14 protein-coding genes and 1 tRNA gene are annotated in these 20,969 nt (G+C 59.9%); 4 read left to right on the forward strand and 11 right to left on the reverse strand.

Translation table 11 applies throughout. The features are described 5' to 3' along the window. Positions 1-631 precede the first annotated feature (631 nt). Complete coding sequence (locus H6650_20515; protein ID MCB8954398.1) at positions 632-2,068, forward strand: LCP family protein; 1,437 nt, start codon at positions 632-634, stop codon at positions 2,066-2,068. A gap of 386 nt (positions 2,069-2,454) precedes the next feature. Continuing rightward, positions 2,455-4,560: a hypothetical protein gene (locus H6650_20520; protein MCB8954399.1), complete on the forward strand. Its 2,106-nt coding sequence runs from the start codon at positions 2,455-2,457 to the stop codon at positions 4,558-4,560. Between the two features lie 23 nt (positions 4,561-4,583). Here the strand turns inward: H6650_20520 and rsmI are convergent, their stop codons facing one another. The 11 genes from rsmI to H6650_20575 form a co-directional block, all read right to left on the reverse strand. Further along, the gene (gene rsmI / locus H6650_20525) at positions 4,584-5,408 is read right to left on the reverse strand and encodes a 16S rRNA (cytidine(1402)-2'-O)-methyltransferase (GenBank protein ID MCB8954400.1); all 825 of its coding nucleotides are present in this window, start codon (positions 5,406-5,408) and stop codon (positions 4,584-4,586) included. Positions 5,409-5,622: 214 nt separating this feature from the next. Then, the gene (locus H6650_20530; protein ID MCB8954401.1) at positions 5,623-6,435 is read right to left on the reverse strand and encodes a hypothetical protein; all 813 of its coding nucleotides are present in this window, start codon (positions 6,433-6,435) and stop codon (positions 5,623-5,625) included. 5 nt (positions 6,436-6,440) lie between these two features. After that, complete coding sequence (locus tag H6650_20535; protein ID MCB8954402.1) at positions 6,441-7,436, reverse strand: SurA N-terminal domain-containing protein; 996 nt, start codon at positions 7,434-7,436, stop codon at positions 6,441-6,443. A 207-nt stretch (positions 7,437-7,643) separates the two neighbouring features. Continuing rightward, positions 7,644-8,933: an imidazolonepropionase gene (locus H6650_20540; GenBank protein ID MCB8954403.1), complete on the reverse strand. Its 1,290-nt coding sequence runs from the start codon at positions 8,931-8,933 to the stop codon at positions 7,644-7,646. 138 nt (positions 8,934-9,071) lie between these two features. Next, positions 9,072-10,283, reverse strand: a complete 1,212-nt coding sequence (locus H6650_20545; GenBank protein MCB8954404.1) for an MFS transporter — start codon at positions 10,281-10,283, stop codon at positions 9,072-9,074. A 295-nt stretch (positions 10,284-10,578) separates the two neighbouring features. After that, positions 10,579-11,487: a hypothetical protein gene (locus H6650_20550; GenBank protein ID MCB8954405.1), complete on the reverse strand. Its 909-nt coding sequence runs from the start codon at positions 11,485-11,487 to the stop codon at positions 10,579-10,581. Positions 11,488-11,682: 195 nt separating this feature from the next. Further along, the gene (locus tag H6650_20555; GenBank protein MCB8954406.1) at positions 11,683-12,585 is read right to left on the reverse strand and encodes a hypothetical protein; all 903 of its coding nucleotides are present in this window, start codon (positions 12,583-12,585) and stop codon (positions 11,683-11,685) included. 245 nt (positions 12,586-12,830) lie between these two features. Then, positions 12,831-13,733 carry a hypothetical protein gene (locus H6650_20560; GenBank protein MCB8954407.1) on the reverse strand — a complete coding sequence of 301 codons (903 nt, stop codon included), beginning with the start codon at positions 13,731-13,733 and terminating at the stop codon, positions 12,831-12,833. An 808-nt stretch (positions 13,734-14,541) separates the two neighbouring features. Next, complete coding sequence (locus tag H6650_20565; GenBank protein ID MCB8954408.1) at positions 14,542-15,363, reverse strand: NYN domain-containing protein; 822 nt, start codon at positions 15,361-15,363, stop codon at positions 14,542-14,544. 69 nt (positions 15,364-15,432) lie between these two features. Beyond that, positions 15,433-17,727: a UvrD-helicase domain-containing protein gene (locus tag H6650_20570; protein MCB8954409.1), complete on the reverse strand. Its 2,295-nt coding sequence runs from the start codon at positions 17,725-17,727 to the stop codon at positions 15,433-15,435. After that, positions 17,724-19,409, reverse strand: a complete 1,686-nt coding sequence (locus tag H6650_20575) for a carboxypeptidase (protein ID MCB8954410.1) — start codon at positions 19,407-19,409, stop codon at positions 17,724-17,726. Before H6650_20575 ends, H6650_20570 begins: the two co-directional genes overlap by 4 nt. A 247-nt stretch (positions 19,410-19,656) precedes the next feature. On the opposite strand from H6650_20575, the gene H6650_20580 reads away from it, so the two are divergent. Beyond that, positions 19,657-20,463 carry a hypothetical protein gene (locus H6650_20580; protein MCB8954411.1) on the forward strand — a complete coding sequence of 269 codons (807 nt, stop codon included), beginning with the start codon at positions 19,657-19,659 and terminating at the stop codon, positions 20,461-20,463. A gap of 382 nt (positions 20,464-20,845) precedes the next feature. Further along, positions 20,846-20,918: transfer RNA gene (locus H6650_20585), tRNA-Glu, on the forward strand. Positions 20,919-20,969 lie beyond the last annotated feature (51 nt).

Consider the following 20,969-nt stretch of genomic DNA (forward strand, 5'->3'; position numbering starts at 1 on the left):
GGCTCCGGCGGTAAAAATAAAAACGCCACCGCCCGTGTTGGGGCGCTGGCGTGCAAATTACCTCGCGGTTCCACCCAACTTTCAGTCGTCCACACAGGCGAACGACCCTTATTGGTGTGCCGTTAACGGAGCAACCCGGATTTTCATACTTGCCGGCAGGCGTTCCGAAAACCGCTCACGGGGGGTTTTGGCCGCTGTCTTTGTTGTGGTGGCTCTCAGCCTCTGACCACCACGCTCTGTAACAGGCCCAACAGCTACTCGTCCCGATCTGACCGGGCCACGATGGACTCGCTGGCCCGGCCCAGACGCACCATTTTTACGTGGTGTGTCTGACGCTTTCGCTTATATTCTTGTATGGCTCATTATAAAAAGTTCGTCTCGCTTGTCAAGCCTTTTGCCCATGTTATACTAGCGTGAGCCGGGTACACGCGGCATTTGTGTTTTGGGCTGCTTAACCCCTTGCCTGAGCCTGCCGAAGGCAATATGGGCTACAATAAAAGCTCAGCCCACGAGAGGGTTAGCAGTGACGTTTTGGCAATGAAAGAATAACCGGCAGGTTTGCTCCATCCGTTCCGTTGAAGGCAGTTCCGCGCACATGTGAGCCTGTAGCTGGACGACAGACGATTTGCGTATGGCCCCAAGAAGTTCGAGAAGACCGCCACCCCGTATCCGCCTCCCGCTGTGGGGATTGGCGTTGCTTGTTTTGCTGGGCATTGCGCTCCTGTTTGGTAGCGCCGCCTGGTTGTATCGCACGGTGCAGGGTATGGCGGCGTCGTGGGATGTGACCGAACCTGAGTTTGTGGTGGATGGGGGAAATGCCGGCATTCAATCCCCCCCCGATGGCAACCTCCCCCCGCCAGGCATCACCGAATCAGACCCCGCCCTCCCCGTCGTGAACATCGATTCCCAGAAACCATGGTCCGGCCACGAGCGCGTCACCATTTTGCTCCTGGGCATCGATCAACGGTGTGACGACACCGGACCGACGCGCACCGACACCATGATGCTGCTGACCGTGGACCCCGTGGGACTCTCCGCCGCCACGCTCTCCCTGCCGCGCGACCTGTGGGTAGAAATCCCCGGGTTTGAGGTGGACCGCATTAACCAGGCCTACTACCTGGGGGAAATCTACGAATATCCCGGCGGCGGGCCAGCCCTGGCTGTGGAAACCGTTGAGGCCACTTTAGGCATCAACGTGGACTTCTACGTCACGGTCAACTTCGACGCCTTCGTGGAGATTGTTGACCTGATCGGCGGCGTGGACGTTCATCCACCGGAAAACATTGAGGATGAGACCTATCCCGACCGTTGCTATGGCTACGACCCGTTTTTCCTCACCGCGGGCGAACATCATCTCGACGGTCAGATGGCTTTGAAATATGCGCGCACGCGCGCGACGGCCCAGGGCGACATTGACCGCGCCGCGCGGCAGCAGGAAGTCGTGCTGGCCGTGCGGAACAAAGTGCTGCAACTGAATATGCTGCCGCAGCTTATTCCCCAGACGCCGCGCTTGTGGCAAACCTTCCAGCAAAACGTGCGCACCAACATGTCGCCGGATGAAGCGATTCAACTGGCACTGTTGATACAAAACATTCCTCCCGATAGTTTGCAAACCGCCGTAATTGATTACAATTACGTTTACCCGGAAACGACTCCTGATGGACAACAGGTGTTGGTTCCGATTCGTGACAATATCCGCGACCTGCGTGATCGTTTGTTTGTCCCGCCGGCTGTTCCCACGCCTGTGATTGAAAACCTGCCCGCGCTGATGGCGCAGGAACAGGCGCGGGTGTCGCTGTTGAATGGCACAACACAGTTTGGACTGGCGGGCAAAACGCAAGCCTATCTACAATCGTTTAACATAAACGTTACCGAGATTGGCAACGCTGATTCAGCGGACTACCGCACTACCCAAATCATTGACTTCGGCTTTCACCCCCACACGACACAATATCTGACACAACTCATGTCGTTGCCGCCGCTCAATGTCAGCACTGGCACGGAAGCGGAGGGTGATTATGATGTTCTGGTGATTTTGGGAGGTGATTGGAATTTGCCACAGCCGTAAAACCGTCAGCAACCAGGTTCCTGACCAGCCGCCACCCTGCTTATCGTTGGTGGTCTGCTTTAGAAGCAGGCCATCATCCCCGGCGGGGCCAGAAGCGACTCCTGGTCTGAAGTAAGTGGCTGCCCGCAATTAAATTAGCGGAAATGTGCGGGCAGCTTGTCAGTAACCGCCCGTAAAAAGTGTGAAGTTGTTTTCGGGCGGTTACTAAGGAAGCTGTTTGCGTGCCGGCATTTGTGCCTAACGTACGCACGCTGTACACAGAATGCGGACGAAAGAGCGCAGCGAGTTCGTGACACTTTTCCAATCACCCGCGGACCGCGGGATTGTGTGCTGCCGCCAGTCCATTTCAACGGCACGCTCGTTGGATGGGCCAGTCCCAATACGCCATGCGTAAACGAGTCCGCGCAGGTCTGCTGGCAGGTGTCGCGCTGCTTGCCGTTTCGGCATGTCGCGCCATCCCTGCGCCATCAACTAAATCAGCCACGCCCTCTTCCACACCGACGGCAAGCGCCCCCACCCCGACAGCGACGCCCGCGGTTGCGTTTTTGCCGGCATCTCCCGCTCCCGCTACCCCCACTCCCATCCCCACCGTCCCCCTCGAAGATACCGCAGTCACGGACCTGGCAAACCAGGTGCAAATAAACCTGCCCACCGCCAGCCTGCGCCTGACGCGCCCGCCTGGCTGGGTCGCGCTGGACAGCGGACGGCAACAGCCGTGGTTGACGCGGTTGGGCGCGGACAGCCTGCTGCTGGCGGATAGCAAGGACACGGGAACCCGCCTCCTGGAGCAAGAGGTGATTGGACAGGGCGCGTTTCTGCTGGCAATGCCGGCAGCCACCACCCCCAAACTCCCCCCCGACCCCGGCGAAGCCCTGGCCCAACTCCTGCGCCTGCTTGCCCTGCGCGGCGAAATCCTCCTCAACGTCCACAGCACCACCCTCAACGGCCTCCCCGCTGCCTATGCCGACCTTCCCCGCGATCCACTGGCGCTCTTTGCCCGCAAAGAAGAAAACGCCCACCTGCGCCTCATCCTCGTCTACCCGCCCGACGCTGTCACCCCCTTGCTCCTCCTCCTGGGTGCGGAAGCGGAAAACTGGCCCACCTACGCCCCCACATTTGACCAAATCCTGGCAACAGCCGACTGGCAGCCCGGCCCCGTGCCCAATCGCGGCAGCCGCATCGTCCAGGGCGAGATTCAACCGGGAGCCGAGGTCTCCGGGTTGCTCAGCAACGACCAGACGGACATCTGGCTCTTCCGCGGCGAAAGCGGCGGCTACGCCACCCTCACCGCCCTGCCCAACAACCCGAACATTGACCTCACGCTCTTGCTGCTCACGCCTGCCGGCGGCATCCTGGACCGCGCCGACTTCGGCCTGCCGGGGGAAGCGGAGGTCATGTTTGACATTCCCCTCCCGGAAACGGGCGAATACCGCATCGAAGTAACCGAGTTTTTCGGCGAGACGGGGCGCTACGCCCTCTCCCTGTCGCTCAGCGCCACGCCGGAATATAGCGAAGGCGGCGATATCGCGCTGGGGCAGGTGATTACCGGGGAATTGACGGATGCGGCGCGCCCCGTATGGACATTCCACGGCGACGCGGGGCAACTGATTTCCATCGTGCTCACGCCGTTGAGTAACCAGCTTGACCTGATCTTCGAACTGCTGGGGCCGGATGGGCAACCCCTGGCAACAAAGGACGAAACCTTCGCCGGAGACCCGGAAGTCCTGGTTGGTTTGGAACTGCCGCTGACCGGCGCCTATCGGCTCCAGATTCGCAGTTTCTCCGATAAAGGGGGCAGCTATACGCTGGCGCTGGATGAGGGCGGCGAAAGCACGTCGAATTTTTATGACGCGGGGGACCTGGTTTATGGCAACGTGAAACGGGAGATGCTGCGCGAAAACGAGGCGCACGCCTGGTTCTTTGAGGGACGCGCGGGGGATGAGGTGACGGTGCTGGTGTCGCCGTTGGGTGATAATCTGGATATGGACATCTGGCTGCTGGACCCACAGGTGCATCGTCTGGCGCAAAAGGATGAAAATCTGTCGGGCGAAACGGAGATGATTGAGATGGTGCTGCCGGCGGATGGTCTGTATGCCGTCATGGTGCGGGAGTTCTTTGGCGAGGCCGGGGAATATGAGATTTCGATTACGGCCAAGGGGTATGACAATCTGGAGGATGTGGGGAGCATTTCCTATGGGCAGACGGTGACGGGGACGCTCTTGCCGGGAAAGGGGGCGGTATGGCATTTTGCCGGCATTGCCGACACCGAAATCAGCCTGAACCTCACCCCCACGGACAGCAAAGGAGACCTGGTTCTCATCCTGCGCGACCCACAAGAAATAGAGCAGGCGCGCGTGGATCTGAACCTGGCCGGCGAAGCGGAGCAACTACGCGGCTTCAACCTCACCAGCAGCGGCGACTGGACCATCGTCGTCAAGGAGTTTTTCGACGAAGGCGGACCATATCAGCTCACATTGAATCGCGTGCAATAAGAGCGGGAGCCAGACTGGCGCTGTCAGACTGCGCCGGTCTCGTGTTTCAGCGCGTATACGTCTCGCTTGCGCCAGCCGGCGGCGGCAGCGACGATGGCCGCCGCTTCCTTGTGGCTAAAACCGGCCGCCAATTCGCGCGCCAGTGCCTCCCGTACTGCCGCCTCGTCCCAAGCCTCTTCCCGTGCCGTGGCCCCGGCGACCACCAGCGTAAACTCCCCGCGAATGGCTTCCGCCGTGAACGTTTGCAGCGCCGCGCTGACGCTGCCGCGCCAGATTTCTTCGTACATTTTCGTTAGCTCGCGTCCTACGCACAGCGCGCGGTCGCCCAGCACGTGCAGCACATCTTGCAGCACGTCGCGCAGGCGGTGCGGGGCTTCGTACAGGATGAGGGTGTGCGGCAAGGTGGCGATGGCGGCGAGGGCGGATTGGCGCGCGGCACGGCGGCGGGGAAGGAAGCCGAGGAAGAGGAAGCTGTCGGTGGGCAGGCCGCTGGCGATGAGGGCGGTGGTGGCGGCGCTGGCTCCGGGGATGGGGATGACGGAAATGCCGGCATCCAACGCCGCCCGCACCAACCGATAACCAGGGTCTGAGAGGCCGGGCATGCCGGCATCCGACACCAACGCCACATCCTCCTCCTGCAAACGGGCCACCAACCCCGCCAACCGCTGCGCCGAACTATACTCATGATAACTGAGCATCGGCGTCGTAATGTCGTAATGCCGCAACAACCGCGCCGTATGCCGCGTATCTTCCGCGGCAATCAACGACACCTCGCGCAGCACGCGCAGCGCCCGCAGCGTAATATCTTCCAAATTGCCAATCGGCGTGCCAACCAGATAAAGCGTCATCGAACCTTCCCGAAAGCGCAACTACAGGCCACAAACCTCTCGTCATTCAAGTCATATAGCATCAAGACAACTTCCGGGAAGGTGGCAGATGCTAAAAATCAACTGGACACTGGCGTTTTTGGCGTGGAGGCTCAGCCGGCCCACATATGGCGGTTTGACCCGGCGAAAGCCGCGACTCCGACCACCGCATATGGACTTCGCCAGACTCCAGTCATCAATGATTCTGCACGAAGATTATGAACAGGAGATTTTCGTTGCAACTGGCGCGCGTTTGCACCTGGTAGACCTGCGAAACCGGTGTGCCGGCGGAGCTTTCCAACTGCACGTTGTAGGTGCGGATGATGGGGGAATCGAAGACGAATTGTTCCCATCCGGATGGCCCGTAGGCAGGAGCCGTGCCCACGGCGACGCGGGCGTCAATGCCACTTTCCCAGACGTGTACCTGGTAGCTGCCGGCGGAAACGGGATTTCCGCTCAAATCAACAACCTCGCCCGCAATGCCCAGCCAGTTACAGCCGGCGGTATTCGCATAATTTCGCAGATAGGTAGGGGTGTCAATAGATTTGGTGAAGGGGAACGGGGAGCGCGTGTTGGTGGCCGTGGGCGTGGGACCGGTGGGGGTTTCCGTGGGGGTCTCTGTGGGCGTGGGTGTAGGCGTGCGCGTGGGGGTGGGCGGCGGCAGCGTGGGGGTGATGGACGGCTCCAGCGTGGGACGGCGCGTGGGAGATGGCGGGAGGGTGTCGGTGGGTTGCAAGGGAGAGGGGGTCCAGGTGGGCTGCAATCGCTCCGCGGTGGGGCCAGGCATGGTCGTGGGCAAGGCTGCCAGCGCGCCCACGGTGGGCAGCGCCGGCTGTTCGCGGGTGGGGATGAGTTGCGATAGGTCCAGTTGGCCGCCGGAGAGCGTGAGGAACGCGAAAATGCCGGCAGCTACCAACACCGTCAGCGCCAACACCATTACCGAAAGCACATTCAAGCAGCTAATGCCGCGCCGCCTTCTCGTTTGTCGAGATTGCCTTGATTTCGCCATCTTCGCTATCCACCCGCATCCACGTATCGCGTAATATCCGCGTTGGCCCATAAGCCATCCAGCCACTGCTCAAACGTCTCTTGCAGCATTACCGCGCGCTGCTGTGGCGTCAGCGCCCGCTGCGGGTCCTTTTCCAATACCTGAATGATGTAGTACGTCTCGCTGCCATCGCTGCCCACGGCCACGATCACCTCGCTTACCTGGTCTACTTCCAGCGATTGGGCCGCCTGATCCACTGCCGGCACGAGCAGCGTCCCCGCCGGGAAGAAATCCAGATCGCCGCCGTTTTCGCCCGTGTGTCGGTCGAGCGAATACTGCCGTGCCAGGTCCGCAAAATCGCCGCCGGCGCGAATCTGCTCCAGCAGCGATTGGGCCAAAGCGGCATCATTCACCTGGATGTAGCGGGCATGTACTTGCGGCACGGCGTAAGGCACGTCGGCGGTGAGTTCCGTCTTCATCCGCTCCGTGAGCATATCCACGGCCAGCGCGTCCCGGAACTCCTCTTCGGTCCATTGATTCGCCTGCAACCACGCCTGGAAACTGGCCTCGTCCACGGCGGACGCTTTCAACTCCGCCAGTTTCTGCGTCACCATGTCCGGGGTGATGGCGATATTCCGCGCCGCCGCCGCCTGCGCGATCAGCGTTTGCTCAATGAGCGTATGCAGCACGGTGGCGCGGTCCGCCGCTGTGTCCGCCGTCGGCGCCAACCCCAGCGCAATCTGCCCTTGCTCATAGCGCGCCAATTCTTTCTCGAAAAAGGCCAGGAAAATGGGCTGCCCGTTCACCACGGCGGCCAACGGCTCCATGGGGGTGGGCGTAGGGGGAATAGAGGTTGGGCTGGGAGGCACGGTGGTGGCGGGCGGCGGAAGGGTGATGTCCGCGGCGCTGCTGGAGGTGGCGACAGCGACGGCTGTTGTGGGGTCTTCCGCGCTATTCTTGTCGCCACAGGCCGCCAACAGCCCGATCAGCAAAATTCCGACGATGTATCGCTGCCATTTCATGCGTATTGCTTCCTTGTGACGCATCCATTGGTGGATGTAGAATTTACAGACGCGCGTTTTGTGGGGGATGCTGCCGGTATCCTGACCGATCCATTCCCAATCCGTGTCACCCGGTCAACATAGACAAAAGCGCAAGTTGCCCGCCCACGCCGCTCTTGGGGATTATACTCACGGCAAAAGGTGGGGCAACCACCTTCCTGGAAGCTCTCAGCTTCCAGAAAGGTCCAGGATATTGCTAACGACAACGCGGCCCTGTTTGATGACCGTCTGCGCCAGATTTGCGCCGAAGCGATAGCCAAGCTGACGATAGTCGGGCACGTTGAGGATAAGAATGTCTGCCTGTTTGCCCGGCTCCAGGCTGCCAATCTCCTCTCCGCGCCCAATGGCGTAGGCCGCGTTGACCGTGGCCGCGGCGATGGCTTGCGCCTGCGTCAATCCCATGTAGCGGCAGGCAAGGGCGATGACCATTTGCATGGATTCGCACCAGCAGGTCCCCGGATTGTAGTCGGTGGCCAGCGCCAGTGCCCCGCCCGCTGCCAGGATCGCTTTGGCCGGCGTGTAGTCCCGTTCCGCCAGGCCAAAAGGCGTCCCCGGCAGCCCCACGGCGACTGTATTACTGCTGCCGAGGGCGGCAATGTCCGCGGCGGGCGTGTGTACCAGGTGGTCGGCGGAGGTGGCCCCCATTTCCACGGCCAGGGCGGTCCCGCCCAACCCCACGAACTCGTCGGCGTGGACTTTGAGGCGGAAGCCGAGTTCCTGCGCGCGCGCGAAGATGCGGCGCGTCTGGGGCACATCGAAGACGCCCTGCTCGCAAAAAACGTCGCAAAATAGGGTGACATGCTGGGCGGCGGCCCAGGTGGCGGCGGCGGGCAGCATCTCCTCAATGACGTGGGTGACGTAGGCGTCGGTGTTGTTATGGAATTCGGCGGGGATAGCGTGTGCCGGCAAAAACGTCATGGACAACTCCACCGGCTGCTGCTGATTCAGGGCCGCCATCGCCGCCAACTGCTTCAACTCCGCCTCCAGCGCCAGCCCATACCCCGTCTTCGCCTCCGCGCTCGTCGTCCCATACGCCAGCATCCGCCGCAAGCGGGGCAGATTATCCGCCACCAGTTCCGCCAGGCTGGCCGCGCGCGTGCGGCGCACGGTAGACATAATGCCGCCGCCAGCCGCCATAATCTCCATGTATGTCGCGCCCGCCAGCCGCTGTTCAAACTCGTTTGCCCGGTCCCCCATCCAGGGAATGTGCGTGTGCGGATCGACAAAGCCGGGCAGCACGCAGCGCCCGCCGGCGTCAATAGTCATCTCCGCCGCGTAGCGCGCGCGCAGTGTGGCGCTGTCGCCGGTCTCTCGGATGCGTCCGGCGTGGACGGCCACCGCGCCATCTTCAATGACGCCGAGTGTCCCCAGGGCGTGGCCGCGCTGCGGGCCATCGGGCGCGGGCACGACGCACACCTGCGCCGCCGCGTGAATGAGCATGTCAATAGATTCAGGCATGGTATTTCCTTGAGAAGTGGTTGATGACTTTCCCGGAAGCTCGCCGTTCGAGTCACGTAACTTCAGGACAGCTTCCGGGAAGATGGTTGTGAATCGTTGACGACCTTCCCGGAAGCTCGCCGTTCAAGTCACTTGGTCTCAAAACAGCTTCCGGGAAGATGTTTGTGAATCGTGGCTGTTGTCCGGCGCTTCGCGCACCCAGCGCGCCAGCACCAGGATCGCCAGCAGCGCCAGCGCGGCGCTGGTGATGCCGTTGGCGCGCAGGTCGCCGCGCAGCCATATTTGCGGCCCCAGCCACGCTCCCAGCGCGCGCCCGACGGCGGCGGCGGCCATGATGGTGGACATGACGATGCCGCGTGCCTGGGGCACGAGTTCGGTTAGCAGGGGGATGCCGCCGACCACGGTGACTTCAAAAAAGTAGAAGGTGAGGGCCAGCATGACCAGGGCGGTGGTGAGGGAAACGCCGAGCAGGGGCAGAAGGGCGTACACGAGCGCCCCGGCCACGCCCGCGCTAATGACGACGGGGCGCTTGCCGAAGCGGTCCACGGCCCAACCCGCGCTGAGTTCGCCCAGGATTTCGGAGCCGCCGATGATGCCGGAGGCGAGGCCCAGCGTGCCCAGGCTGAGGCCAAAGGCGCGTTCCATCCAGTCGCCATAGACGATGAAGATGATGTCGTTGGCGAGCATGAGGAGGAGGGTGTAGGCGGCGGCGGCGAGGATGACGGGATGGCGGCGCACGACACGGCCCACGTCGCTCAGGCGCGGCGCTGCTGTCGTGCGTGGTGGTGTGGGCGGCATGACGCGCCAGAGGATGATGCCGGCAAGCAGTCCGCCCAGCCCCAGTCCGACAAAGGGGGCCTGCCAGCCAAGCCACCCGATGAGCCAGCCGACGAGGGGCGCGCCCACGAGCAGGGCGGCGGACCAGGAGATTTCGGTGATGGAGATGATGCGCCCGCGGCTGGCATAGGGCACGGCGTCGCCGATGTAGGCTTGCAGGGTGGGGTCGTAGATGACTTTGATGAGGGCGATGAGGATAAGGGCGATGCCGAAGGCGGCGGGACCAGGGGCGACGAGGACGAGGAGGCTGCTGGCATTGAGGGCGATGAGGCAGAGGATGAGGATGGGGCGGCGGCCATGTTGTTCGGATAGGGGGCCGAAGAGGGGGCTGAGGATGCCGGCAAAGCTGCGGACGGCGACCAGGCGAGAGGCTTGCAGGAGGGAGATGTTGAGGGCGCGGGAAAATGCCGGCAAAAACGGATAAACCATGCGCGTGCCCGTATTCAAGCACCAGCGCCCCAGCGTCAGGGCTAAAACAGGTAGTGTCAGTGAGTGGGCATTCTTTTCTTGCACACGCGATAGTCTAACGCAGACGCGGCGCGGTTCCAAACAAACGCCGCAAAACGCCGGGGCCGGCAAAAAGAGCCTGCCAGACCGTAGGCCCGGCAGGCTCTTTCAGGTTCACGTCTTGCTGGGAAAAAGGGGGCAGCCAACACCGGAACCAGGCTCCGTAGCCGGTGGCCTTTGTGTCTGGTCTGGCGCACCACCTGTGTATTCCGCCGACGTGTCTGCTAACCCTCTCGTAGGCTGAGCCTGGCGCAGCCCATATTGCCTCCGGCAGGCGCAGGCAACGGGCTAAATAGCTACCCTACGGCACGGGAGCGCAGTGCTGCGCCACAATGCCGGGCACGGTCGGGTCGTAGAGGAAGGAGCAGATGGAGGTGATGGGTGGGTTGGTGGGCACGTATTGCGTGTTGAAGGTTTGGTTGAAGCAGCCGGGCAGCCCGGTTTGCAGCACGGTGTTGCTTGTGCCGTTGGCGAAGTAGAAACGCACCAGCCAAACCTTGTTGGTATTCCCCGTGGAGACGGTGAGGGAGAGGTTGGGGTTAATCGTCACCTGCGTATCAATCGGTGCGCATCCGGCGCTGCCATATAACTGGAACATCTGGTCGCCGACGGCGGTGTGGAAACTGAAGTTGGGGCCGGCGAATTGGGCCATATGGCCGTCATCGGGCGTTTGCACCGAATACTGCCCTAGTTCAAAGCCATTGCCGGACAGTCCAATCCAGTAGATGGCGTTGGCGAATGCCTCAAACCCTCCAGGCAGGTCGGCCGTGACCGCGTAGCCCCCCGTGACGGGGTCGGCTACCCAGGAAGTCGGGGCGACGTCGGCATCATATAACAACGTGTTGCTGGGATTGCCGGCGTGGTCATCATTCCGCACCTTGATGTGTAGGGTCTGGCCTTGCTGCGGAGCAATGCAGGTAAAAATGACAATCGTGTTGATGGTTGTGTTGGTGGGGAAGCTAACGTCTTCCGCGAAATTCTGGCCGGCGGTGTAATTAGACCAGCAACCCGCCTGGTTGCCCGTCGTGGGGCCGTAGTCCCAGATTAGGCCGCCGTTGGGCATGGTTCCGAACGCGGCATCCGCGCCGCGCAAGTCGCCGGCGGCTACCGCCGTGGTGGCCGCATCGGCGCGAACGTGCCGCGAGGTGACGGCTGCCGCCAGAACCATGATGAACAAGATCAACAGCAGTGAAACACGTTTACTAAACATGATGATCTGGTATCTCCTATTGATGTAGGGGAAACGGAAGTTGCTCTAAGAAAAACGCACCCGACAGAATGTTATCTGGCAGGTGCGTTTCTTTATGTCTGTTCGGCGGCGAATGAGTCTGGTCTGTAGAAGGGATGGCGTATCGTTTTGATTACACCAACGCCAGACATCCGCCCGCTAATGTTCGCTCATGGACTACGGTACGGCCGCGCAGTTTTGGGCCACGACGCCGGGTACCGACGGATCATAGAGGAAGGAGCAAATCGAAGTGACCGGCGGATTCGTCGGCACGTAATTGGTGTTGAAGGTGTTGCTGAAGCAGGAGGGTAGGCCCGTCTGCACCGCGGTCTGGCTCGTGCCGTTGGCGAAGTAGAGGCGAACCAGCCAATACAAATTGTTGTTGCCCGTCGTCACGCTCAAGGAGAGGTTCGGGTTCAGTGAGACACTGGTTGCCGCCGGACCACAACCACCGCCGCCACCGTAGAGTTGGAACATCTGGTCGCCCACGCCGGTCATGCCGCCGTAGGTTGCGCCAGAGAACTGCGCCATCTGGCCATTGTCAGGGGTCTGCACGGAGTACTGCCCTAATTCAAAGCCATTGCCAGACATACCGATCCAGTAGGTTACGCCGGCCGCGGCCGCAAAACCACCGGGCAGGTCGGCGGTGACGGCATAGCCACCGGTGACGGGATCGGCTACCCAGGAGAGGGGGGTCACGTCAGCATCGTAGAGCAGGGTGTTGCTGGGCACGCCGCCGGCGTCATCGCGGACTTTGATATGTAGGGTTGAACCCTGTACCGGGGCGATACAAGTGTAAATGACGATGGTGTTGATGGTCGTGGCGGTAGCGAAGTTGACGTCCTCGGCGAAGTTCTGGCTCTCCGTGTAGTTGGACCAGCAGCCGGCCTGACTGCCCGTGGTTGGGCCGTAGTCCCAAATCAAGCCACCGGTGGGCATGGCGCCAAATTCGGCCCCGCCACTCTTGGCAGCATTGGCCGTCGCGGTGACGGCGTCGGCGCGAACCTGGTGCGAGGCAAAGGCGGCAAAGCCCAATACCATCACGAGCAGTACGAGAAGTGAAACACGCTTGTTAAACATACCTTATTGTTCTCCTTTCTGTGAGTAGAGACAAAACGAGACGCCAGGATTTCGGAAACGCACGACAGTTGTATAGAGATCGCTGTGGATACTAGCGCGTGCCGGCATTTTCGTTACGCTGGCAATCTCGCAAAAAACAAAGGGGGATAAAAAGCGCCGACCGAGAGACCAAATGGTCGGCGCTTCTTCCGTTAGCGCTTTGGCGATTGGACCAATTTCACCGGAGCAAATTGGTCTAATCACAATTACGGTACGGGCTTGCAATTTTGGGCCACGACGCCGGGCACGGCCGGGTCATAGACGAAGGAGCAGATGGAGGTGATGGGCGGGTTGGTGGGCACGTATTGCGTATTGAAGGTCTGGTTGAAGCAGCCGGGCAGACCCGTTTGCAGTACGGTGTTGCTTGTGCCATTGGCGAAGTAGAAGCGCACCAGCCAGTATTTGTTGGTGTCACCCGTGGAGACGCTCAAGGAGAGGTTCGGGTTCAGGCCAACGTTCGTGCTGACGGGAGCGCAGCCGCCGCCGCCGTAGAGTTGGAACATCTGGTCGCCGACAGAGGTGTGGAAGCTGAAGGTGGGGCCAGAGAATTGGGCCATTGTGCCATCATCGGGGGTGAGGACGGAGTACTGCCCCAGTTCAAAACCGTTGCCAGACATACCGATCCAGTAGGTTACGCCGGCCGCGGCCGCAAAACCACCGGGCAGGTCGGCGGTGACGGCATAGCCACCGGTGACGGGATCGGCCACCCAGGAGAGGGGGGTCACGTCGGCATCGTAGAGCAGGGTATTGCTGGGGTTGCCCGCGCCGTCGTCGTTACGCACTTTGATGTGTAGGGTTGAACCCTGCACCGGGGCGATACAGGTGTAAATGACGATGGTGTTGATGGTGGTGGCCGAGGCGAAATTGACATCCTCGGCGAAGTTCTGGCTGGCAGTGTAGTTGGACCAGCAGCCACCCTGGCTGCCCGTCGTCGGACCGTAGTCCCAAATCAAGCCACCGGTGGGCATGGCGCCGAATTCGGCCCCGCCACTCTTGGCAGCATTGGCCGTCGCGGTGACGGCGTCGGCGCGAACCTGGTGCGAGGCAAAGGCGGCAAAGCCCAATACCATCACGAGCAGTACGAGCAATGATACACGTTTGCTAAACATACGTTGCTATTCTCCTTTCTATGGTTTACAGTGGACGAGGAACGTTTTGCACAGCATTTGCCTGAATATTCACCTGGCAGTGAGATTTCAGGGGAAACAAAGATAGTGGAATTGAGGGTTCAGATCATTTTGGGAATAGAACCACCACCTCCTCATTGTTCTTTGTGAACTGACAAGTCGCCAACTTAAAGCGTGAAGAACAGAGTAAGATGTCAACTCGATGCGAAAGCCCGCATATAAGCCAAGCGAAAATGCCGGCATTGCTTGCCATCTTCACACTTCATTTGCTTGTGATTCTTCGTAAGTTTTCCGGCCAAAGGAGAGATCAAAACAGCAATGGGAGGCCGAATGTTAGAAAATGCTGAGGAAACTGAATACAGTATAGCACACGGATGGAAAATTGCAAAAATCTTCCAAAATTATTGCGCGACTACGAAAGAGACCATCATGCAACTTCCAGATCGGCGCTATCTCAGAGATTGCCCCAACCGATTCGGCATCCGTCCCGTCCCAAGCAAAAAAAAACCACCCCTGCAGGGCGCAGAGGCGGTTTCTTTCGCGTCCAGATACCAGGAGGGGAGTACCTGAACTTTTTCGGTCAACGCCCAATTCGAGGGAGGGGCAGGCATTGCCTGGTTCTGGTTGGGGGTTGTTCCAGTCGCGTTTCTCTCGTGCCAGTTTAGGGGGGGAGGAGTTCCTCTATTACCCAACCAGAATTGTACGAAGTATAGAGTGAGAAAATAAACCGTTCATGGGCAGGAGTTTAGAGGCGGATTAGAAGCCGTCATGCCCGTTACGCCAGACCGCCTCAACGCTTTTGGCGCGGGTCTTCGCCGCCAAATTCATTCAGCCACATTTCCATTTCCTCTGGCGTCAGGCGCGCGCGTCCTTCCTTTTTTTCGTCATCCACATGCAGGCTACCGCCGGGCGCACTCGTATCGGCAGCGGAATGCGGCGGCGTCTTTTTCGCCCGCGGATGCTTGTCTAATGCCGGTTCTGGCTCCGGACCAAACAGAGCGAGCCATTCCGCCAGTTCGTCCGCGCTCATGTCCGCCGTCCCCGCCTTGTATTCCGCCGCGGAATAGGCGCGGGGCGGTGGTGGTGGAGCGTCCGGGGGCGCTTCTGGTTCTGGTCGCCGTCGGCGCGGTGGGCGTGGCGGACGCTCGGGCACGGGACCAAAAAGGGCCATCCATTGGGCAACCTCGGCGTCACTCAACGTTGGCTGCTCCGGTTCCGGTGGTGGCGGCTGGCGTTCTTCCTCCATTTGCGCGGCAAACACTTCGGCGAAGATGTAGGGCATCCCCCGTTCCGCTGCCGCGGAAATGATGGCGCGGTCGCTGCTGACCAGCGTATGCTCTGGTGGATTTTGCACCTGGTTAATGCGGCGCACCAATAAACTGTCCGCCGTTTGCCCGGCAGGGGCAAAGAAGACTTGTACCCGATTATTGGAGAGACGTGCGGATTTGCCGGCAATTATCCCCTGATCGAACACAATCAACACATATCGCTTGCGTCGCGCCGCGGCCCACGTCTGTATCTGTCGCACCAACGCTTCCTCATCGTCCGCGTCTTGCAGCGACAGACCGGGCATTTTCGCAATCAGGTTATGACCATCAATTAAGTAGTTCATCACAAATATTCGGAATCAGGAAAGCGCTTGTGCCGTATCGTTTGCAATTTGAGCTGTGGCACAAAAGGGTTATTCGATCAGCTCAAGGTTGGCCATGCTTGCGGCCAGTCGCTTGATTCCCTCATTGGAAAACGCGATTACAACCTCTTCGTCGTCTCCCGTGCGCTTTGTCTCAATCACAAAACCCTCGCCAAAGCGAGCGTGACGCACGCGCTGCCCCGTGCGGTAGGTACGCCGTTGGGGTTCTGGTGGCGGCTGCGGACGGGGTTCACGAGAGGTGACTGGGTTGGATGGTCGCTTCCAGGAGCGTGTGGTGGTTTTGCTGAATGACGGCTCTTTATTTTCTCTGGACGATGACGCGATAGGACTAGGACGCGCCGGAGCGGCGGGTGTGGGGCGGTTCCATTGCCAATCGCGGCTGGTGGCGCGGCGCGTGGGGCGGCTGCCGCCGTTCCCGCCTTCGACCAAATCGCCGGGAATCTCGTGCAGAAAAGCGGAACGCTGCGCGGTTTCCGTCATGCCGTAGGAGGTGCGGCGGAAGGCATGCAGCAGATAGAGTCGGTCTTTGGCTCGTGTCAGACCGACGTAGAAGAGGCGGCGCTCTTCGGCCAGTTCCTCGCCATCTTCAAAGGCGCGGGCGTGCGGCAAAATGCCTTCTTCCAGGCCGGTGATGAAGACGATGGGGAATTCCAGTCCTTTGGCGGCGTGGAGGGTGAGGAGGGTGGGGGCATTGGTTGTTTCCTCGACGGTGTCTGCGTCAGAAACCAGGGCGATCTGTTCGAGAAATGCCGGCAGCGTAATCTCCTCGTCTATATTCGCCACCGCGCGCAACTCCATCACGTTGCCCCAACGATCCTCCCCCTCCTCCGTATCATCGTCAATATAGCCGCGATACCCCACATCGCGCAAAATCAGGTCCATGATCTCTCCCACGCCCGCGCCATCACTGAGCATGGTCCATTCGTACAGCATCGTGGCAAACGACAGCAGCCCCTTCAACGCGCGCCCATTGAACGGATACTGCAAATCAGGGTCGGTCACCAACCGCACCAGCGCCTGACCCGGCTGCCAGCCATTGGCCGTCGCCCAGTCTTGCAACTGTTCTTGCGTCTTCTTGCCAATGCTGCGCGGCGGCGTGTTGATGACCCGGTTAAAACTGATCGCGTCCGCGGGGTTATGCACCAGGCGCAAATAGGCAATAATGTCTTTGATCTCGCGCCGTCCGTAGAAACGAGTGGCTCCAACGAGTTTATAGGGCAGTTTGCGCATCAAAAACGCTTCTTCCAACGCGCGCGACTGCGCGTTGGTGCGATACATGATGGCGACATCGCCCGGCTCGTATCCCTCCAGCACCAGGTTGGCAATGGTATCCACCACAATGACGGCTTCTTCCCGTTCGTCGTAGGCTTCGCGGATAATGATTTTCGCGCCGCCCTCGCGGTCCGTGAACAAATCCTTGTGAACCCTATCCCGGTTGTGTTGGATGACGGACTTGGCGGCGTCCAGAATGATCTGCGTGGAACGGTAGTTTTGCTCCAATAAGATCGTCTGCGCGTTGGGGTATTGCTCACGGAAGCGGTTGATGTTACGCACGTCCGCGCCGCGCCATTTGTAGATGGATTGGTCCGCGTCGCCAACGACGAAGATGTTTCCATGCCCCAGGGCCAGGCGATGCAGCAATCCGTACTGGGTTGTGTTGGTGTCCTGGAACTCATCAACGAGGATGTGCAGATAACGCTCCTGGTATTTCGCCAGCACGTCTGGCTGGTTGTCAAAGAGGAGGAGCGTATTCATGAGCAGATCGTCGAAGTCCATGGCGTTGTTGGCCTGCAACAACTCCTGGTAGCAGGCATAAACGCGCCGCACAACCTCGGAGACGTAGTTGGTGGCGGCGTATTCGTCCGCTGTGATAAATTCGTTCTTGGCGGCGCTGATGTAGTTGAGCATTTTGGCCGGGGGGAACTTCTTGTCGTCGAGGTTCAGTTTACGTAGGGCTTGTTTGATGACCTGCCGCTGGTCGTCGGTGTCGAAGATGACGAAGTCGTTGGTGTGGTGGGGGAGGTGGAGGGCTTCGCGGCGCAAAATTTGGGCGCAGGTGGCGTGGAATGTGCCCATGGTGAGGCCGCGCGGTGGTTCGCCCAGCAGGGCCTCGATGCGGTGGCGCATTTCGCGCGCGGCTTTGTTGGTGAAGGTGACGGCGAGGATGCGCCAGGGGGGGATACGCTTTTCCTGGATAAGGTAGGCGATGCGTTGGGTGAGGACGCGGGTTTTGCCGCTGCCCGGTCCGGCGAGGACGAGGATGGGGCCATCGGGGGCGGTGACGGCGAGGTATTGGGGTTGGTTGAGGCCGTGAAGTAAGCTCATGGTTGTGTGTGACCGAGGGTGATGGTGGCGCGAACAATGCCGGCACGTTGATGCCCCGCTACCAATTCCACCTCCGTACCCGCCGACGCCTGCACCACCCACTCCACCTTCGCCCGCTCCTGCGTTGCGTCATTGTTCCAGAAACTCGCCGCCATCTTGTGGTCCCGCCCTCGCAGTTGTCCTAACATTGTCTTCGCCTCCCCCATCACCAGCCGCGCCCCCTCAGGCAGCTTGATATCCACCTCCAGCGGGCGCACTACCTTCATTTTCAACGCCTGCTCCGATACATTCGTCGGCAGCCAACCCGTATTGTGTACCACCAGCCGAATCCGGTGCATATCGCCTTGTGATTCCGCCTCCACCTGGAAAAGTTCCAGCTTCGGCGATACCAGGCAGTTAAAGATGCAAAAATCAGCCAGGGGCGCGATCTCTTGCTCCAGCAGGTGCGGCGGCGGATTGCGCCAGGTGATGAAACTGTGCCAGCCACCCAGTTCGACATCCCCCAACTGCGGATGTGTAAAAGGATACCAGTTGACGTACCCCTCTCCCTTCAGCACCTCGTCCGCCCATTTGAGCACGGCCAGGTCATCTTCCACGGGATGGTCACGGAACCAATCAATGTATTTGTAATCCTTGATCCCCGCCTGGTGCTGCACGCTCCAGATCTCCGTTGTCCAGGCATACACGCCCAGCACCTCGTACATCCAATCGTCAAACGTGCCCTTAATGTAATCTTTGGGATCGTACTGGAATTCGTGGAACACGGAAATGGCCGGATACCCCGTCAATTGTTTTCCCTTGTCGCCAATCGTTTTGTACGTGTACAGGTCTTGCGTCGGCAGTTCGCTGTCAGGGCCTTTGGTTGGCGGGCGCAAATGCACGCCGCTGAAGGTATGGAAGCTGACGGAGCCAGTGATGTTGGGATGAGCGGCGATAAATCGCATTAGCGCCTGTGTCTCCGGCTCGCTGCCCGGATAGTCGCCCGCGCCGGACTGTGCCGGGGTCCAGTTCACGGGGAACTGACGGTTCAGGTCCAATCCTTCCACCGGTGGCGCATATTTGATTGTGACGCCATCGAAGTTGCGCACTGCCCCCTCAGGCAGCAGGCGATAGTAATCGCCGCCGGGTAAATCGTCCGGCTCGCGCCGAATCAGCAGGCGCGGTTCGTCAGGATGCGGTTTCCAGGAGCCGTGGGGGTCCCTGATCCGCATTTGCAAAATGCGGCCATCCCCGTCCACGTCCTCCTGGTAAAAACCGTCCAGGGCATCCGTGCGCGGATAGGGGCGCGTGCTGCTGCGAATGTATTTGGGCTTGTCCGCCAGCGCCCACTCCGCGCCGTCCGGGTTGACGCGGGGGACGACGTAAAAGGTGCGGCTGTCCAGAGCATAGGTGATTTTCTCGTCTGTACCATATTCTGTCAGCAACTTATGTATCAGGTACAGGGCGGCTGATGAGGGGGCCACTTCCGTGGCGTGAATGTTGGCGTCTACCCAATAGGCGGGTTTGTCGGTGTCCGCGCCTGTGTCGAAGTTGGTGATCGCCAATAACCAGATGTCCCGCCCTTCGTAGCTCTGCCCCAGGCTTTCCAGATGGCAAAGCCGCGGATACTGGGCTGCCCATTCCTGTAAGAAGCGGGTGATGGCATCGTAACGATAATAGGTGTCGAAGCGAATGTCGGTCAAGATGTGCCTCCGGGTTGAGAAGTGCGGTCATGGGTAAGTGGGTGAGTTGGTTATGCCGGCACAACCAAACCAGCTCACCAGCCGCAAACGTGAATGCCAGTGAAGACCCTGTCATCAGCCAGTATCATTATAGCCGTGAAAGCACAATCACGAAACGGGGGCGTGGCGGGATTGTGGCCCCTGCGCAATTCTGTTATGATGTGGGCGCTTCCTGCCGGGCCAAACTTTATCTCATAAGGAAAATGCAATGAAAATCATCTCCAATCGTTTTAGTATTGTCCTATATTGTGTCCTGTTCAACCTGCTATTTGAGTATTCGGCGAGGGGATTGGCCTATACCGTCAGCCGCCCACTTTTTTATCTCTTCATGGCCGGCATTTATACCAGCTACTACGCCATCCTCGAAGACCTGATCGTCCGTTTCAAACTCACCAACCTGCAAATCGCTCTGTTCTCCCTTTTCTGGAGTTTCTACCCCACCACCTTCATCACCAACAACCTGATCAACGCGCAAACGTATGGTGGGCGCACCCTGCTGGGCATCAACCTGGGCGCATTCCTCTTCATCCTCTTCTTTGCCTGGCCTTTCCTGCAAGGCATTTTCACCTTCTACCTGGCCAATCGCCTCGTGCCGCGGGATTGGGACCACCCGCGTATGGGCGTTATCGGCTATGCCCTGGCCATCGGCTACCTGCTCATCATCCCCCAAATCAGCAATCGCGCCGCGGGAGCCGCCGGCGTGCGCCCTATCACCTACATCGCCGTCCTGTTGCTGATGGCGGGTATCCTGGCCTGGTTCATCCTCAGCGTGCGCCGGGATCGAAAGCGCCCCGCGCCCGCATTCGAGGCGTTGCCTTTTATGGACTTCCTGGTGATCGCCTCCGTCGTCGTTCTGTTTGCCCTGGGCACTTTCTTTTATCAAGGGCGGGCCGTCGTCACCACGCAGCCCTTGAGCCAGCGCGCCGTCGTCATCCAGCATGGCTGGCTGGCGCTCTCCGCCGTCGCCTTTCTCATTTATCGCCTGTTCATTCGGCGACGTGATGTGGTTGTATAGGCTTGCGCGCCAGCATGCAAACCTTTCCGGAAGCTCGATTTCAGGCCCAAAACGTCTCATCATTCAAGGTATTTGGATAACTTCTCGATATTTCGGGGGAACCGCGGCCTGAGCTTGTCGAAGGCCGTTGGTTTCGACAGGCTCAACCAACTTCGCCCCCTTTATTGAGAAGATACATATTTGGCGTCAAAACAGCTTCCAGGAAAAGGCTCAGCGCCTTTTTGACAGCGGAGCGAACAATATGCTAGAATTCTGGCGCTGGCTGTGATGACTGACCCGTTGCCTGAGTCTGTCACGGGCACCGCGGGGCTGACACGGGCTTCGACAAGCTCAACCCCCGAGGGAGTTAGCAGTTATCGCTGATTGTGCCATTGGTTGTGCCGCCCCATTCGTCTAGCGGCCCAGGACGCAGCCCTCTCAAGGCTGAAACAGGGGTTCGATTCCCCTATGGGGCACACCTCGCTAATATCATATAGCGGCTCCCGGACACCCACCTGATCGTGTTG

Source organism: Ardenticatenales bacterium (assembly GCA_020634515.1).
In the GTDB taxonomy this organism is placed as follows: domain Bacteria; phylum Chloroflexota; class Anaerolineae; order Promineifilales; family Promineifilaceae; genus JAGVTM01.